The organism is bacterium (assembly GCA_030654305.1).
Lineage (GTDB): Bacteria > Krumholzibacteriota > Krumholzibacteriia > LZORAL124-64-63 > LZORAL124-64-63 > PNOJ01.
Map to the genome: position 1 here is coordinate 1 of JAURXS010000320.1, position 15,638 is coordinate 15,638.

The window sequence follows — 15,638 nt, forward strand, 5'->3', positions numbered from 1 at the left end:
CGTTCCGGGCGCTGGGCGAACCCAGCCGGGCGGCGCTGCTGATGCTGCTGGCGGGGACGCCCGGTCCGCGGACGGTGGGCGAGCTGGCCGCCGAGCTGCCGATCGACCTGTCGGTCGTCTCGCGGCACCTGAAGGTGCTGAAGGATGTGGGTGTGGTCACGGCGGAACGCAGCGGCAAGGAAGTGCGCTACCGGCTGGCGTGCGGGGACCTGGTGCACATGCTGCGCAACCTGGCCGACGCCCTGGAATCCTGCTGTCCCACGGGAATCACCGAACTGGAGGCTGGACGATGAACGAGAACCGCAGACCGACCGATCCCGACGCCCTGCGCCGGGCCGTGGCCGAGGGATACGCGCGCATCGCCGAGGGAGGGGACGCCGGCTGCTGCAGCTCCGGCTGCGGCTGCGGGGCGCCGGCGGACATCAGCCGCGTGGTGGGCTACCGCGACGTCGACCTCGCCGCGATCCCCGCCGACGCCGATCTGGGCCTGGGCTGCGGCAACCCGGTCGCGCTGGCCCACCTGCAGCCGGGGGAGACGGTCCTGGACCTGGGCTCGGGCGCGGGCATGGACGCGTTCCTGGCCGCGTCGAAGGTCGGCCCCGGCGGCCGCGTGATCGGCGTGGACATGACCCCGGCCATGCTCGCCCGCGCGCGGCGCAACGCCGAGCAGGGCGGCCACGCCAACGTCGAGTTCCGCGAGGGGCTGATCGAGGCGCTGCCGCTGGAGGATGCGAGCGTCGACGTGATCCTCTCGAACTGCGTCATCAACCTGTCCCCGCAGAAGGACCGGGCCTTCCGCGAGGCGCGGCGCGTGCTGCGGCCCGGCGGGCGCATGGTCGTCTCGGACCTGGTGCTGGAGGCGGAGCTGCCGGCGGAGGTCGCCGACCGCATCGACGCGACCATCGGCTGCGTGGGCAACGCGTCGCTGCGCGGGGACTACCTGCGCACGGCGCGCGAGGCGGGCTTCGGTTCGCTGGAGATCCTCAAGGAGAGCAGCTACGGCGCGACCGTCGCGGCGGATTCGCCCCTGGCGCGCGACGTCGCCCGGGACACGGGCCTCCCCCCGGCCCGGATCGCCGAGCTGCTGGGCGGGGTCACCAGCCTGACGCTGCGCTTGCGGCCTTGAACGCGGTCAGCCGGTGACCGTCTTCATGCTGGCGTAGTCCAGCGTCGAGCCGTTCATGCTGTGCGGGATCATGTAGACGGCGAAGACCACCAGCGCCGCCAGCAACGTCACCAGGCGCGCGGCGCGGCCGTCGCCGCGCACCAGGGCCGCCGCGGCCCAGGCCAGCACCGCCGCCGCCAGCTTGTTGTCGGTGAGGTCCTCGCCGAACGGCCACCCGGTCCAGTACGCCCCGAAGGCGTACTTCTGGACCAGGGGCCCCAGGAGCAGGCCGCCGACGGCCAGCAGCCCCAGCGTCCGTCGCGCCAGGCGCGACCGCCCCGCGCCGCCGAACGCGGCCTCCAGGCCCGCGCGGTTGGACCAGAGCATCCCGAGGAACATCAAGAGGATGTGGGGCGCCAGCACCCAGGGCGGCACGTCGCCCTTGAACCGCGCGACCACGGCCCGGTCGGCCGGCAGGTCCAGGGCCTCGTCGCCCCGCGTCAGCCGCACCCGGTACTCCAGCTTGCCGGCCGAGGGCTGCGTCGGCAACTGCGCGGCCAGCCTCCCCTCGCCGTCGCGCGCCAGGGGCAGCGCGCGCCAGGGCTCGTCCGTCGGGAAGCGGCGCCAGCGGACCTCGCCGGCGACCTGCGGGTCATCGGCGCGGACGCGCACGGGCAGGTCCCCCGAGACGCTGTGGGTCCGCGCCAGCCGCGCGCGGACGGGTTCGCCGGCCAGCTCGGCGCGCACGCGCACCGGGTAGGAAGGGCCGGTCAACCTCTGGTAGAGGGCCGAGGCCAGGGTCACGACAACGGCGAGGATCCACAGGGTCCGGGTGCTCAAGGTCCGCTCCTCCCGACTGCAGGTGTCGCTGGAAAATAGCGCGTCCGCCGCCGGGAATCATCCCCCGATTGACCGCTTCCGCCGAATCGCCTAGATTCCGCAGATGCACCCGACCGCCGGGGCGCCGCGCCCCGGCCCGCATCCGGCCGCAATCCGTGGAGGAACCGATGGCTGCGAACACGGCAACCGCGAAGGGCCAGCCCGCTGGCCTGAGACCCCTGTTCTTCACGGAGATGTGGGAGCGCCTCGGCTTCTACCTGATGCTCGGCATCCTGCTGCTGTACATCACCGACTCCGAGCGCGGCGGCCTGGGCTTCTCGACGAAGCTGGCCGCCGAGATCTACGGCACCTACATGGCCTTCGTCTACTTCACGCCCTTCATCGGCGGCATGATCGCCGACCGCTTCCTGGGCTTCCGCCGCTCCGTCTTCATCGGCGGCCTGCTGATGGCGGCCGGCTACTTCTGCCTCGGCGTGCGCAGCCTGCCGACGTTCTACGCCGGGCTGACGCTGCTCTGCCTGGGCAACGGCCTGTTCAAGCCCAACATCTCGGCCATGGTCGGCAACCTCTACACGCCGGACGACCCGCGCCGCGATTCCGGCTTCAACATCTTCTACATGGGCATCAACATCGGCGCCTCGCTGTCGGCGCTGCTGTCGGCCCCGCTGCGCAACCTGTGGTCGTTCAACCTGGCCTTCACCGCCGCCGGCGTGGGCCTGCTGATCGGCGTCGTGATCCTGTCGTTCAACTGGCGCCAGCTCGCCAAGGCCGACCGCCAGACCGAGCGCAGCGCCGACGACATCTCCTTCAAGCAGGTGATCCTGACGATCCTGCTGCCGGCCGGCGCGTTCGGCGTCATCGGCTACTTCATCGGCGGCCGGATCCCGTTCATCCAGAACACCGTCGGCGCCATCACCTGCGGCTTCATCGTGGGCATGCTGCCGGTGATCACCTACTTCGCGCTCATCGTCCGCCGCGCCTCCCCCGCCGAGAAGCCGGGCCTGACGGCCCTGATCCCGGTCTACGTCGCCGGCGGCGCCTTCTTCATGATCCTGCACCTCAGCGGCGGCCTGATGACCGTGTTCGCCGAGCGCAACACCGACCGCCGCGCCGAGTGGATCCCCACGGCCACCGAGTTCTACGCCCAGAAGGCCATGCCCTCCTACTTCAGCAACGCCGGCGCGGAGCTGCCGCGCCCCGACGAGCGCACGCTCCTGACGGTGACCGCCGAGGACGAGGCCATGTTCGGCGCCCGCATCCTCAGCGACCGTCTCGTGCTCACCCTGGGCGCCGACGCCGGCCTGCGCGTGCTGCAGGCCGAGTCCGTTCCCGTCGACCAGCGCTTCCTCGCCTGCAAGGTCGTCGCCGCCTCCGACGTGAAGATCTCCACCGGCACCGACGCCCACGGCGTGCCGACCACCACCGCCAAGGCCGCCGAGGGCGCGGCGGTCCTGGACGAGGTGGTCGTGGCCCGGGCCATCGACGGCCGCGACGTGCCGGTGCTGCTGGTCTCCCCCGCCACCCGCGAGGCCGTCTACAAACGCGCCGACGCCGGCACCCCGACCCTGCCGCCGGGCAAGTACGTGCGCCTGATCAACGCCGAGATGCTGACCGGCCTGCTCAACCCCCTGTTCGTGGTGCTGATGACCCCGGTGATCGTGGCCTTCTTCACCCGCCTGGCGACGCGCGGGCGCGCGGTCACCACGGCCCGCAAGATCTTCATCGGCATGCTCATCACCACCGCCTCGCTGCTGATCATCGCCCTGGGCGCCAGCCTGGGCCACGACGGGGCGGCCAAGACCGGCATGATCTGGATGGTGATCTACTACCTGGTGATCACGTGCGGCGAGCTGTGCCTGTCGCCGATGGGCCTGTCGCTGGTCACCAAGCTGTCGCCCAAGCGCCTGGTCGGCCTGATGATGGGCGGCTGGTTCCTGTCGACCTCGATCGGCAACAAGCTGTCGGGCTTCATCAGCGGGCTCGAGCCGAGCACCCAGATGTTCGTCATCCTCGCCGTCGCGATCCTCGGCGTGGCCGGCTTCATCTTCGTGATGCTGCCGAAGCTCGACGCCGCCATCAAGAAGTACGGCGCCTGATCGCAGCGACATCCAACGCAGCAGGGGTCCCCGGACGACGGGGACCCCTTTTTATTGATGGAACGAAGTCACGAAATTTCGCAACGAGGCGCTCGCTCGCGAAATCTCGCGAGTCTCCGGGGTGGCGAAGTGACCTAACTTATTGTCCCACAAGGTGAATGATGGTTGCAGGTTTGGCACGGACCGTGCGTTAGGAGGGGTGAGGATCAAGGGGCGGTCGCTGGACCTGTATCTCCCTCCAACCCCCGCAGGCCCTATGGCCGCCCCCCACTCCCCGCGGGTGATGGACAGGACAACACAGCAGCTCGACACCTCCCGTATCAACGAAGACCGGAGCCGCCCAGGCTCCGGTCTTTTTCTCGTGCGGGCCGGCTCAGAAGTAGTAGTAGACGCCGACCTGGGGGAAGAGCATCAGCGTGTCCTTGTTCCCGCGGTCGATGAACGTCGCCTCGGCCTGCACCGCCGTGCGCTCGCCGAAGAGCCGCTCCAGCCCGACGCCGAAGCCCACGTTGAAGTGGTCACTGGTGCGGCCGGACTCCTGGTGGTAGAAGTGGGCGGCGCCGAGGCCGCAGTAGAGCTTGTCGCGCCCGCTCTGGCGCAGGATGTACTGCAGCTCCAGGCCCAGGTTGTGGCGCTTGTCGTTCTGGTTGTTCCAGATGCCGCCGCTGGCCTGGGCGTACAGCCACCAACGCACCGGGAACTTGTAGGCGAGCCCGACCCCGCTGCCGAGGCCGAGGTTCAACCCGAGCGCCTCGTACATCGGGTCGTCGAGCCGGTTCCAGTCGAGCGTCTGCGCGGACGCGGCGGTCGGCAGGGCGGAGATGGCGACGAGCGCCAGCAGGACGAGCAGCAGGATCCGCGGGCCGGGACGCATGGACGACCTCCGTGTCGAACGAACAGCTTGAGCATCAAGCCGGAAAACCCCGCCGAGCAACGACGTGTTCCCGAATCGTCACGATAGCACGCCCCCACTGCGACAGCATCAATTTCCGCCCAACGCCCCGCCCCTCCCCATTCCAGGGCCGTCCACACGACCCGTCGGGGGCGTCTGCCGGGTCCCGCAGCCAGGATGGCGGAGGGACCCGGCAGTCGAGCGCGCCGGACACAGGAGGTGTCCGGCGCGCGTTCCCCGACGGGTCGTGTGGACGGCCCCTTCTTAGGAGCAGCCGCTCGTGGCCGCACAATTGAGGCACTTGTAGCAAGCCCCGTTGCGCACCATGATCATCCCGCACTCCGGGCAGGGCGGCGCGTCCATCTCCTTCTGGAAGACGGTGCTTTGCCCCTCGTCCATGGTGATGCGGTTCGTGGGCTCGACGGCGTACGCGGGGTCCGGTCCGAGGCCCGTGTCGTACTCTGGGGTCTCGGTCGCCGGGCGCCGGCTCTTGCCGAACTTCAGCTCCATCCAACGGAACAGGTAGTCCATGATGGACTTGGCCATCGGGATCTCGGGGTTGGTGGTGAAGCCGCTCGGTTCGAAGCGCGAATGGCTGAACTTGGTGATCAGCACGTCCAGCGGCACGCCGTACTGCAGCATGATGGAGCAGGCGGTCGCGAAGGAATCCATGAGCCCGGAGACGACCGAGCCCTCCTTGGCCATCGCGATGAACATCTCGCCGGGCTGCCCGTTGGGGTAGAGCCCCACCGTGATGTACCCTTCGTGGCCGCCGATGCTGAACTTGTGGGTGACGGCCGTCCGCTCGTCCGGCAGGCGGATGCGGTGCGGCGCGGGCGGCGCCTGGCGGGTCTCCTCGGGCGTGGGGACCCGGGCCGCCGCGACCGGGCTCTCCGGCTTCTTGTCGCCGGTGTTCAGGGGCTGGGTCCGCTTCGAGCCGTCGCGGTAGATGGCCACGGCCTTGAGGCCCAGCTTCCAGGCCTCGAGGTAGGCCTCGGCGATCTCCTCGACCGTCGCGGACTGCGGCATGTTGACCGTCTTGCTGATCGCGCCGGACAGGAAGGGCTGCACGGCGGCCATCATCCGGATGTGGCCCTTGTAGTGGATCGAGCGCTTGCCCTGGGTGGGCCGGAAGGCGCAGTCGAAGACGGGCAGGTGCTCCTCCTTGAGGCCGGGCGCCCCCTCGATCGTCTCCTGCTCCTCGAGATGGGCCAGGATCGCGCGGCGCTCGTCGTCGCTGTAGCCGAGGCGCTCGAGCGCCTCGGGCACGGTGTTGTTGACGATCTTCAGGACGCCGCCGCCCACGAGCTTCTTGTACTTGATCAGGGCGATGTCCGGTTCGACGCCGGTGGTGTCGCAGTCCAGCATGAAGCCGATGGTGCCGGTCGGCGCCAGGACCGTGACCTGGGCGTTGCGGTAGCCGTAGTCGTAGCCGACGGTGTAGGCCTCGCTCCAGACCTCCCGCACGGCGGCCAGCAGGTCCTCGGGCACGCGGTGGGCGTTGATGCCGTTGATGTGGGAGCGGTGCTTCTGGATCACGCGCAGCATCGGTTCGCGGTTGGCGCCGTAGCCCTCGAAGGCGCCGAAGCGCTCGGCCATGCGGGCCGACGTGAGGTAGGCCTGACCGCACATCAGCGAGGTCAGCACGGCGGCGTAGTCGCGGCCCTCGTCGCTGTCGTAGGGCAGGCTGCGCGACATCAGCAGCGCGCCGAGGTTGGCGAAGCCCAGCCCGAGGGGGCGGAAGCGGCGGGAGTTCTCGGCGATGCTCGCGCGGGGGTAGCTGCTGCCGTCGACGAGGATCTCCATGGCGGTCAGCAGCGTGTCCACGGCGTGGCGGAAGCCCTCGATGTCGAACTCGCCGTCCTGGCGGCGGAACTTCATCAGGTTCAGCGACGCCAGGTTGCACGCGGAGTCGTTCAGGAACATGTACTCCGAGCACGGATTCGAACCGTGGATGCGGTCGGTGGCCGGACAGGTGTGCCAGTCGTTGATCGTGGTGTCGAACTGCAGGCCCGGGTCGCCGCAGACGTGGGTGCCCTCGGCGATCATGCGCATCAGCTCGCGGGCGCGGTAGGTCTGCATGGGCCGGCCGTCCTTGACGGCCGTCGTGGTCCAGGTCCGGTCGTCGACGATCGCCTGCATGAACTCGTCGCTGGCGCGGACGGAGTTGTTGGAGTTCTGAAAGAAGACCGAGCCGTAGGCCACGCCGTTGAACGAGCCGTCGTAGCCGGCGTCGATCAGGGCCCAGGCCTTGCGCTCCTCCTCCACCTTGCAGTTGATGAAGTCCACGATGTCGGGGTGGTCGGCGTTGAGCATGACCATCTTCGCGGCGCGGCGGGTCTTGCCGCCGGACTTGATCACGCCCGCGAAGGCGTCGTAGCCCTTCATGAACGACACCGGGCCCGAGGCCTCGCCGCCGGTGCTGAGCTTCTCCTTGCTGGAGCGCAGGGGCGAGAGGTTGGTGCCGGTCCCGCTGCCGTACTTGAAGAGCAGGCCCTCGGTCTTGGCCAGGTCGAGGATCGACTCCATCGAGTCGTGCACCGAGTTGATGAAGCACGCCGAGCACTGCGGCGTCTCCTCCACCCCGACGTTGAACCAGACCGGCGAGTTGAAGGCGGCGTGCTGGTGCACCAGCAGCCAGCTCAGCTCCGCGCGGAAAGTCTCGGCGTCCTCGGCCGAGGCGAAGCAACCCTGGTCGCGGCCCCAGCCGGCGATGGTGTCGGCCACGCGCGACACCAGCTGGCGCACCGAGGTCTCGCGCTGCGGCGTGCCCACCCCGCCGCGGAAGTACTTCTGAACCACGACGTTGGTGGCCATCATCGACCAGTTGCGCGGCACCTCGACGTCCTTCTGCTCGAAGATCGTCTTGCCGCCCGCGTCCTGCAGCGAGGCGGTCCGCAGTTCCCACTTGACCTCGTCCAGGGGATCGACCCCGGGCCGGGTGTGGCGCCGCGCGAAGGCGAGGCCCCGGCGCTCGACGACCGGGCGCACCGCGGCGACCAGATCCTCGGGCGCGGAGGTCAAGTCCTCCAGATCCAGTTCGGGCGCCGCGCGTCCGACGATCCGGGATTCCATCCCGCGATCGGCGCCGGCGGCCGCCTCCAGTTTCTTCTCCGTGCGATCCGTCATGGGAGAACCTCTCTTGGCACGATTGCGGGTGGCGAGGTCGATCCTGGTTCTATGTCCGGTCCGGGACGGGCGGCTCCGGCACGGGGCCGGCGCGTGGGCGCCGCGACCGAGCAGCCTGCTGATCCTGACGTGGTCTGGACTTGTTCTAGATGCCGGGATGTCTTGGAAGTGCCTTAACCGGGCTCAGTTCCGCGCTTGGACATCCGTGTGGCGGACCCCCAACATCTTGGGGGAGGCCGAAGCTTATGCCACCACCCATGGCCCAACAAACGGGATTTTTCCCCAGCCGGCCCGGGGCCAAATCCGAGCTTGGCGTACCCCATTTCCGGCGGGGCCGGCAGGGCCGGATTCACGCCGATCCGACCGTCGGGCGGACCGTCACCGCACCTCGGCGCCGTGTGAAAAAAAGATGAAGGCGGGCCCGCGGTCGGCCCTGCGGGAAGGCTGGGCCGTTTTGACAGCGAGTTGCCGAATGGCGCAACCACAAGTTCGGACGGGGGTTGTGATCGGAGTCGTTCGGGAGCGAAAACCCGGGCGGTCGCCGCGCGATCAGGAGCCGCCCAACGACGCGCGCGCCTCCAGGACGACGTCCCGGATCCGGTCGCGGGCTTCGGCGAAGGCCGCCCGCAGTTCGGCATCGCCGCCCCGCAACCCCATCGGGTCGACGACCGGCCGGCGCCAGTGCCGCTCGGGATGCGCCAGGCGGGGCAGGAACTGGCCCGACTCGCGGCTGAGGGTGACCACGAGGTCGAAATCGTCCAGATCGAGGCCGTCCAGGGGCTTGCTGCGCTGCCCCTCCATGTCGAGCCCCACCTCGGCCATCGCCGCCCTGGTGCGATCGGTGATGGGGAAGGTGACCAGCCCGGCGCTGGAAACCGACCAGTCGCCGGGGAAGAGCCGGCGGGCCCAGGCTTCGGCCATCTGGCTGCGGCAGGAATTGGCGGTGCACATGAACAGGACCTTCACGGGCGGATCTCCGTGGTTGCGGGCGCGGCGGCGTCCTTCAGTTCGATCAGCATCACGGCGCCGAGGATGAACGCGGCGCCCAGCAGGCTCCAGCCGGTCAGGCGTTCTCCCAGCAGGAACCAGGAGAACGCCGCGGCGAAGACGGGCTCCGCCGAGAAGATCAGCGCCGCGCGGGTGGCCGTCGTGAGGCCCTGGTAGCGGTTCTGCAGGTAGAGGGCCAGCAGCGTCGACAGCAGGGTCGTGACCGCCAGGGCCGCCGCCAGGTGGGGATGCCAGTGCCAGACCCGGGTCTCGACCGTCAAGGCCAACAGCACGTTCCAGGCGGCGCAGACGGCCACGGTCCAGAACAGCAGCGGCAGGTAGGGCACGCGCTTCAGCGCCGCGCTCAGCCGTTCCAAGTAGATCGCGTAGGCCACGGCGGTGCCCAACGTCCAGAGATCCCCGGTCCGGGCGTGGCCCAGGTCCGGGCGGGTGAGCAACGCCAGGCCCAGCAGCGCGAGCCCCAGGCCGGCCAGGACCGGCAGGCCGGGCTTCTCGCCGTGGACCAGGAACACCAGCACGGGCACCAGCACGACGCTCAGTGCAGTCAGGAAGGCGCTGTTGTCGGCGCTGGTGGTGGTCAGCCCGATGGTCTGGCTCGTGTAGCCGGCGGCGATGAGGGTGCCCATCAGCAGACCCCAGCGCAGGGTCGACGGGTCGCCCAGGATCCGGTAGCCGCGTCGCCGCACCGCCGCCGGTTCGGCGCGCATCAGCCAGGGCCAGATGGCCAGCAGCAGCAGCGTCGCCGTCGAGAACCGCACGGCGACGAACAGCGCGGGCGAGGCGTGCTGCGTCGCGGTCTTGATCGCGGCGAACGACACGCCCCAGCAGACGGTCACCGCCAGGAGCATCAGGTCCGCCACGCGCGACGGCGATCGCTTGAAGATCATGTCAGGCGCTCCGCGGCGCGGGGGCCGGGGCGGCGCGCAAGGCGAGCCGGGCCGCCGCGGCGCCCTGGTCGATGATCTCGTGGAGGAGCCGGAAATCCTCGCTGTTCACGTCGGGCATCGGCGGCGCGATCAGCAGGTCGGGCGGCTGGTCGGCCAGTTGCCGGCGGCAGACCTCGGTCTGCAGGATGTCGACCGCCTTGAGCAGGATGTCCGCGGCCAGGTAGCGGCGGCGGAAGGTGAGCGCCTCCCAGAACAGGCTCCAGTCGAGGGTGTTGCTCGTCTGGCTGGGCACCACGGGCCGGTTCAACGGCGGCTGGAAGTCGCAGGCCACCACGTAGTCCGCCGCGCCGGCCGGCAGGCAGCCCACCGGTACGGTGCTCTTCAGGCCGCCGTCCACCAGGTACCGCCCTTCGCGCTCCACCGGGACGAAGGCGCCCGGGAAGGCGCACGTGGCCCGCACCGCCGACACGAGGTCGCCGCTGTCGATCCGGACCAGCTCTCCGGTGTCGATGTCGGTGGCCGTGCAGACCAAAGGGAAATTCAGGTCCTCGAAACGGGCCGGCAGGTGGTCCGTCAGCCAGCGTTGGAAGCGCTGGCCCCGCAGGATGCCGCCGGCCCCCGCGAAATCCACGACCTCGCGCCACCGCGTGCCCGTGGCCAGGGCCTTCATCTTCTCCACGGTGAAGCCCGCCGCCCAGAAGGCGCCGATCAGCGCGCCCATCGAGGTGCCGGCCACCGCGGCGGGCTTCAGGCCCGCCCCGACCAGCACCTCCAGGATGCCGATGGCGGCCACGCCGCGGGCGCCGCCGCCGCCCAGCACGACGCCGATGCGCAGATCCTCGGGAAAGCGTTCCACCGTCGCCTCACTTCCCGGCTGCGTCGCCCTGGTCGGGGTCGAGGTCGAGCAGGGGATCGCCCATCGCCAGGATGCGGCCGGCCTCGACGTGGATCCGCGCCACGCGCCCGGCGCAGGGCGCCGTCACTTCGGTCTCCATCTTCATCGCCTCGAGGATGACCAGCGGTCGCCCCGCCGCCACGACCTCGCCCTCGGCCACGAGCAGCTTCACGACTTTGCCCGGCAGCTGCGCCCGCAGGTGCGGGCCCGCATCGACGGCATCCTCGTCGAGGTCGCCGCGGTCCTCGTCGGCCAGGGCCAGCACGAAGGTCCGGCCGTCGACGGCCACGTGATGCTCGGCGCCGCGGACCGCGACGTGCGCGCGGTGCGTCACGCCGTCCAGCGCGAAGCCGACCACGCCGTCGCGGACGTGCACGGCCGACACGTCCAGCTCGCGACCGTCCACCGCGACGAGCCAGGCGCCGTCGCGCTCGCGGACCGTGACCTCGCGGCGCCCCCGCGAGGCGCGGAATTCCAGGTGCATGGTCAACCCAACCCCTTCAGCCGGAAGCGGCCGACCGCGGGCCCGGCCGCCGCGGCGCGCGGCGCACCGCCCACGGCGTCCCGTCCGGTCGCCGCGCCGGCGACGGCCGCCTGCAGCGCGGCGGCGACCAGGGCGGCCGTTTCGGCCGACTCGTTTCCGGCGTCGGCGTCCGCGTCGGGCTGGGCGCCGGCGAAGTGCTCCTGCAGGAACCCGGTGTGCGTCTCCCCGGCGGCGAACGCCGGGTGGGCCAGCACCGCGTCGAGGTAGGCCGCGTTGGTCGCGATCCCGAGCACGACGTAGTCGCGCAGGGCCGCCCGCAGGCGCGCGATCGCCGCGCCGCGGTCCTCGGCGTGGACCGAGAGCTTCGCGATCATCGGGTCGTAGTGCAGCGTGATCTCGTCGCCCTCGGCCACGCCCGCGTCCACGCGCACGCCCGGCCCTCCCGGTTCGCGGTAGCGCAGCAGCCGGCCCAGCGACGGCAGGAAGCCGTGCGCGGGATCCTCGGCGTAGAGGCGGCACTCCAGCGAGTGCCCGCGCGGTGCCAGGTCGGCGTCGGACCAGGGCAGCGGCTCGCCCGCGGCCACCGGGATCTGCGCCCGCACCAGGTCCAGCCCCGTCACCCAGTCGGTCACCGGGTGCTCGACCTGCAGTCGCGTGTTCATCTCCAGGAAGTAGAACTCGCTGCCGGGCGTCAGCAGGAATTCCACGGTGCCGGCGCCGACGTAGCCGGCGGCGCGGGCGGCCGCCACCGCGGCCTCCCCCATGCGCCGGCGCAGCCCCTCGTCCAGGGCCGTCGAGGGCGTCTCTTCGACGATCTTCTGGTGGCGGCGCTGGATCGAGCACTCGCGCTCGCCCAGGTGCACGACCCGGCCGTGGCGATCGGCGAAGATCTGGAACTCGACGTGGCGCGGCCGCGCCAGGCAGCGCTCCAGGTAGACGGTGCCGTCGCCGAAAGCGCCGGTCGCTTCGCGCACGGCGGCCTCGGCGGCCGCCACGGGATCCTGGCCGGCCTCGACCAGACGCATGCCCTTGCCGCCGCCGCCGAACGCGGCCTTGACCAGCAGCGGGTAGCCCACCGCGTCCGCCGCCGCGCGCACCGCGGCCGGGTCCAGGGCGCCGCCGGGACCGGGCGGCGGCAGCGACGCGCCAGGCACGATGGGCACGCCGGCCGCGGCCATGAGCCGCCGCGCCGCCGTCTTTTCGCCCATCGAGGCGATGACCTCCGGCGGGGGACCGATGAACACCAGCCCCGCCTCGGCGCAGGCGCGGGCGAAGGCGGCGTTCTCGGCCAGGAACCCGTAGCCCGGGTGGACCGCTTCGGCGCCGGTCGACAGGGCCGCCGCGATGATCAGGTCCTGGCGCAGGTAGGAAGCGTCCGGCGGCGGCGGACCGAGCGGCACCGTCCGGTCCGCCAGCCGCGCGTGTGGCGCCGAGAGATCGGCCTCGCTCGCGACGGCGACCGTCGCGATGCCCATCTCGCGGCAGGTGCGGATGACCCGGCACGCGATCTCGCCGCGGTTGGCGATCAGGATCCTCTCGAACGGGGCGCTCACGACTGCCGGTCCTGGCGATCGCAGTTCCAGTCCGCGAGGTCGCGCGCCCACGGCGACGGCTCCTTCGCGAAGAAGGCGTCGAGGGCCGCCAGCGCCTGCGGCGTGGTGCGGGCCTCGGCGATCATCCGCGCCGTGTACTCCAGGCTGTCGGCGAAGGGCAGCGCGGCCGCGCCCTCGACGAGTTCCTTGATCCGGCCCAGGGCCTCGGGGCCGCCCTGCAGCAGCGATCTCACCGCGCCGGCCACGGCCGCGTCGAGCCCGTCGCCGTCGGCCAACACGTCCACCAGGCCGATGCGGTGGGCCTCGCGGGCGTCGATGCGCTCGCCCAGCAGGCAGTGCAGGCGCGCGCGGGCCGGCCCCAGGCGGCCGATGACCAGGGGCGAGATGACCCCGGCGACCAGGCCGAGCCGGGCTTCGGTCAGCGCGAAGAAGGCCGACGGTCCGGCGATCACGATGTCGCAGGCGCAGGCGAGCCCCACGCCGCCGCCGAAGGCGCCGCCCTGGACGCGCGCGACCACCGGCACCGGGCACAGGCGCACCGCGCGGAACATCTCCCCCAGCTCGCGGGCCGCGGCGAGGTTCTCGTCGCGCCCGGCGCGGCCCAGCCGCCGCATGTCGTTCAGGTCGCCCCCGGCGCAGAAGGTCGTGCCCGCGGCCCGCAGCAGCACGGCGCGTGGGCGGTCGTCCGCGGTCCCGGCGTCGGCGAAGACGTCGCGCAGGGCGATCACCATGTCGTGATCGAAGGCGTTGCGCGCCTCCGGCCGGTTCAGGGTCACCGCGAGCACCGGTCCCTGGCGCTCGATCAGGATCTTGGACACGTCGCAACCTCGGGGAGTTCGAGTCGACGGCGGCACGACCGGGTGTCGGGCGCGCCCGCCGCCGCGGCAACCCATGATAGGCCACGGGCAGCGACCGATCCAGCGGGCAAATCAGGCCGTGCCCGCCGCGCAGCCCGTCCGCTCGCGCAGCCTGTCCACGAATCCACCCGCCACCTGCACCTCGACGCGGTATTTCGTCAGGATCGCCAGGGCGCGGTCGAAGCAGGCCAGGCCGTGGCGCAGTTCCTCCCCGTCCAGCGCGGCGAGGGGCCGGACGTTCTCAGCGCCGGGCAGGTCGGGGTACTTCATGAGGTCCCAGAAGGTGACGATGTGGACCGACATCGCGACCGCCAGGGCCGCGAATTCCTCCAGCCGGACGATGCTCTTGTCGTAGAGGCCGCAACTGAAGGAGAAGACGGGCAGGCGTCGGCCGTCCCGCAGGGCGCGGGCCCGGATCAGCGCCATGTTGGTCAGGATGCGGCCGAGCTCCACTTTGCGCCGGATCCGGCGCAGCAGTTCCTCGTCGGCCATGTCGATGCTCACCTGGATGACCCGGAACCGGGACAACGTCGCGATCTCGGCCTCGTCGTACACGCGTCCCAGGTTGGTGATGATGGACAGGGGCGCGCCGCCGTCGAGCAACCCTTCGCAGAACTCCCGCCAGTGCGGGTGGTGGGTCGTCTCGCCGTGTCCGTTGATGGCGGCGTCGCTGATCCCGGGGTGTTCAAGGATGAAGCGTCCGACCCGTTCGAGGACCGACGCTTCCATGTGCGTTCCGGCCGGCGCGCCCTCGACGCTCAGGGCGCAGTAGACGCACCGCAGGTTGCACTTCTGGGTCACGTCGACCCGGACGCGGTCGAGCTTGCCGCTGTCGAGCAGGTTTTTGCTCCCGGGCAACCGCGGATAGAGCGCCTCGACGAACTTCTGGGCCGGCACGGTCGGCCTGATGTGGCACCGCGCGCACTCCGGGCCGAGGTCGCCGGTCAGCAACCGGTGCCGCAGGTCCCGGAAAAGCGGGGCTTCGCGCCCGGCGTCCATGCCGAGGCCGTCGGCCGTCCCGACGCCGTGCAGGAAGATGCAGCAGGGCTTCAGGGAGCCGTCCAGGTTGAATTCGGCGTTCTCCCACGGGTCGAAGCAGAGTTTCGTGGTCGCGGCCGGTTCGCGGTCGAAGCCGCCGCCGCGCCGACCCTCGAAGCGTCCCATCAGGAGGTAGTGGTGGTAGCCGTCGTGGACGATTCCCTGCGCGACCGCGGCCTTCACGTCGGGGTTGGCGTCCAGGTAGGCGCCCTCGCGCCAGCCATGAGCGTCTCGCACAGCCATACCGGCACCGTCCGTCCTGTCTAGGGATCCGACCGAGACCCGGGAGCGATCCAGACCCGACCAGGGGTCTGGCGATCGTGGACCACTGCGGGCTCCGCTGGCGCGACCGCCGATCGGGCCATCATTGTAATAATAACTATTACAACGAGTTGTGATTTTCCGGCCCAGGCGGGATGCGACCCTCCCGGCGCCTGTTCGGGGCTTCGCAATTCCCGCGCCCCGAGTCTGGCGATGCCGGAGGCAGGGCAACCGCCGATCCGTTCATGATTGAATACACATATTCATACAATAACTATCCTATTTGAGGGCGAGTTGGGTTATGATGTCCCGGTGACAAGCCGCCCAAAGACCCCACAACGCCCCGAGAGGTGCACCATGAAGGCTACGTTATCGGTCCTGCTTCTTCTCCTGCTGGTTTCCGTGCCCGTGATCGCACTGGCCGATCCCATCGCGGGTCTCTACAACTCCACCGACCTCGGCGGGCAGCTGTCGACCGGCCGCGCCGCGACCTGGCGGTCCGGCATCAATTCCGGCTTCCCCCACGTCCTGCACGCCCAGTCCTGGGACGGCGCCGCGCTCGGCACGCAGTGGGAGATCAGCTGCCCCACGTC

General features: G+C 70.7%; 14 protein-coding genes. 4 read left to right on the forward strand and 10 right to left on the reverse strand.

All coding sequences use genetic code 11. From position 1 onward, the window contains the following. Together Q7W29_09120 and arsM are read left to right on the forward strand one after the other, a co-directional pair. Positions 1 to 293, forward strand: a 293-nt coding sequence (locus tag Q7W29_09120) for a metalloregulator ArsR/SmtB family transcription factor (protein ID MDO9171978.1), incomplete at its 5' end; no start/stop codon positions are given. Then, positions 290 to 1,126 (forward strand): arsenite methyltransferase, encoded by an 837-nt coding sequence (arsM, locus tag Q7W29_09125; GenBank protein MDO9171979.1) that lies wholly within the window; start codon positions 290 to 292, stop codon positions 1,124 to 1,126. The genes Q7W29_09120 and arsM, both read left to right, overlap by 4 nt. A 6-nt stretch (positions 1,127 to 1,132) precedes the next feature. Here the strand turns inward: arsM and Q7W29_09130 are convergent, their stop codons facing one another. Beyond that, on the reverse strand, positions 1,133 to 1,945 hold the full coding sequence (locus Q7W29_09130) for a hypothetical protein (protein ID MDO9171980.1): 813 nt from the start codon (positions 1,943 to 1,945) through the stop codon (positions 1,133 to 1,135). Between the two features lie 167 nt (positions 1,946 to 2,112). Here Q7W29_09130 and Q7W29_09135 point away from each other — a divergent pair, with 167 nt between their 5' ends. Continuing rightward, the gene (locus Q7W29_09135; protein ID MDO9171981.1) at positions 2,113 to 4,041 is read left to right on the forward strand and encodes a peptide MFS transporter; all 1,929 of its coding nucleotides are present in this window, start codon (positions 2,113 to 2,115) and stop codon (positions 4,039 to 4,041) included. A gap of 373 nt (positions 4,042 to 4,414) precedes the next feature. Here the strand turns inward: Q7W29_09135 and Q7W29_09140 are convergent, their stop codons facing one another. The 9 genes from Q7W29_09140 to Q7W29_09180 all read right to left on the reverse strand — a co-directional run bounded on the left by Q7W29_09140 (position 4,415) and on the right by Q7W29_09180 (position 15,027). After that, positions 4,415 to 4,915, reverse strand: a complete 501-nt coding sequence (locus tag Q7W29_09140; GenBank protein ID MDO9171982.1) for a hypothetical protein — start codon at positions 4,913 to 4,915, stop codon at positions 4,415 to 4,417. Between the two features lie 282 nt (positions 4,916 to 5,197). Then, positions 5,198 to 8,062 (reverse strand): vitamin B12-dependent ribonucleotide reductase, encoded by a 2,865-nt coding sequence (locus Q7W29_09145; GenBank protein MDO9171983.1) that lies wholly within the window; start codon positions 8,060 to 8,062, stop codon positions 5,198 to 5,200. A gap of 549 nt (positions 8,063 to 8,611) precedes the next feature. Next, positions 8,612 to 9,028, reverse strand: a complete 417-nt coding sequence (locus tag Q7W29_09150; protein MDO9171984.1) for an arsenate reductase ArsC — start codon at positions 9,026 to 9,028, stop codon at positions 8,612 to 8,614. Continuing rightward, positions 9,025 to 9,957 carry a DMT family transporter gene (locus tag Q7W29_09155; GenBank protein MDO9171985.1) on the reverse strand — a complete coding sequence of 311 codons (933 nt, stop codon included), beginning with the start codon at positions 9,955 to 9,957 and terminating at the stop codon, positions 9,025 to 9,027. Before Q7W29_09155 ends, Q7W29_09150 begins: the two co-directional genes overlap by 4 nt. Position 9,958: 1 nt before the next feature. Further along, entirely contained in the window at positions 9,959 to 10,813 is an 855-nt protein-coding gene (locus tag Q7W29_09160) for a patatin-like phospholipase family protein (protein ID MDO9171986.1), read from the reverse strand. A gap of 7 nt (positions 10,814 to 10,820) precedes the next feature. Next, entirely contained in the window at positions 10,821 to 11,336 is a 516-nt protein-coding gene (locus Q7W29_09165) for a biotin/lipoyl-containing protein (protein ID MDO9171987.1), read from the reverse strand. Positions 11,337 to 11,338: 2 nt separating this feature from the next. Next, positions 11,339 to 12,889, reverse strand: a complete 1,551-nt coding sequence (locus tag Q7W29_09170; protein MDO9171988.1) for a biotin carboxylase N-terminal domain-containing protein — start codon at positions 12,887 to 12,889, stop codon at positions 11,339 to 11,341. Next, on the reverse strand, positions 12,886 to 13,707 hold the full coding sequence (locus tag Q7W29_09175; GenBank protein ID MDO9171989.1) for an enoyl-CoA hydratase-related protein: 822 nt from the start codon (positions 13,705 to 13,707) through the stop codon (positions 12,886 to 12,888). Before Q7W29_09175 ends, Q7W29_09170 begins: the two co-directional genes overlap by 4 nt. A gap of 111 nt (positions 13,708 to 13,818) precedes the next feature. Continuing rightward, a complete protein-coding gene (locus Q7W29_09180; protein MDO9171990.1) occupies positions 13,819 to 15,027 on the reverse strand; it encodes a radical SAM protein in 1,209 nt (402 codons plus the stop codon). A gap of 375 nt (positions 15,028 to 15,402) precedes the next feature. On the opposite strand from Q7W29_09180, the gene Q7W29_09185 reads away from it, so the two are divergent. Further along, positions 15,403 to 15,638: hypothetical protein (locus tag Q7W29_09185; GenBank protein ID MDO9171991.1), on the forward strand; the 236-nt coding region annotated here is incomplete at its 3' end.

Bases quoted from the DNA above. Each gene is read 5' to 3' on its own strand.
- arsM (MDO9171979.1), top strand. From the start codon at position 290: ATGAACGAGAACCGCAGACCGACCGATCCCGACGCCCTGCGCCGGGCC.
- Q7W29_09135 (MDO9171981.1), top strand. From the start codon at position 2,113: ATGGCTGCGAACACGGCAACCGCGAAGGGCCAGCCCGCTGGCCTGAGA.
- Q7W29_09140 (MDO9171982.1), bottom strand. From the start codon at position 4,915: ATGCGTCCCGGCCCGCGGATCCTGCTGCTCGTCCTGCTGGCGCTCGTC.
- Q7W29_09145 (MDO9171983.1), bottom strand. From the start codon at position 8,062: ATGACGGATCGCACGGAGAAGAAACTGGAGGCGGCCGCCGGCGCCGAT.
- Q7W29_09155 (MDO9171985.1), bottom strand. From the start codon at position 9,957: ATGATCTTCAAGCGATCGCCGTCGCGCGTGGCGGACCTGATGCTCCTG.
- Q7W29_09165 (MDO9171987.1), bottom strand. From the start codon at position 11,336: ATGCACCTGGAATTCCGCGCCTCGCGGGGGCGCCGCGAGGTCACGGTC.
- Q7W29_09180 (MDO9171990.1), bottom strand. From the start codon at position 15,027: ATGGCTGTGCGAGACGCTCATGGCTGGCGCGAGGGCGCCTACCTGGAC.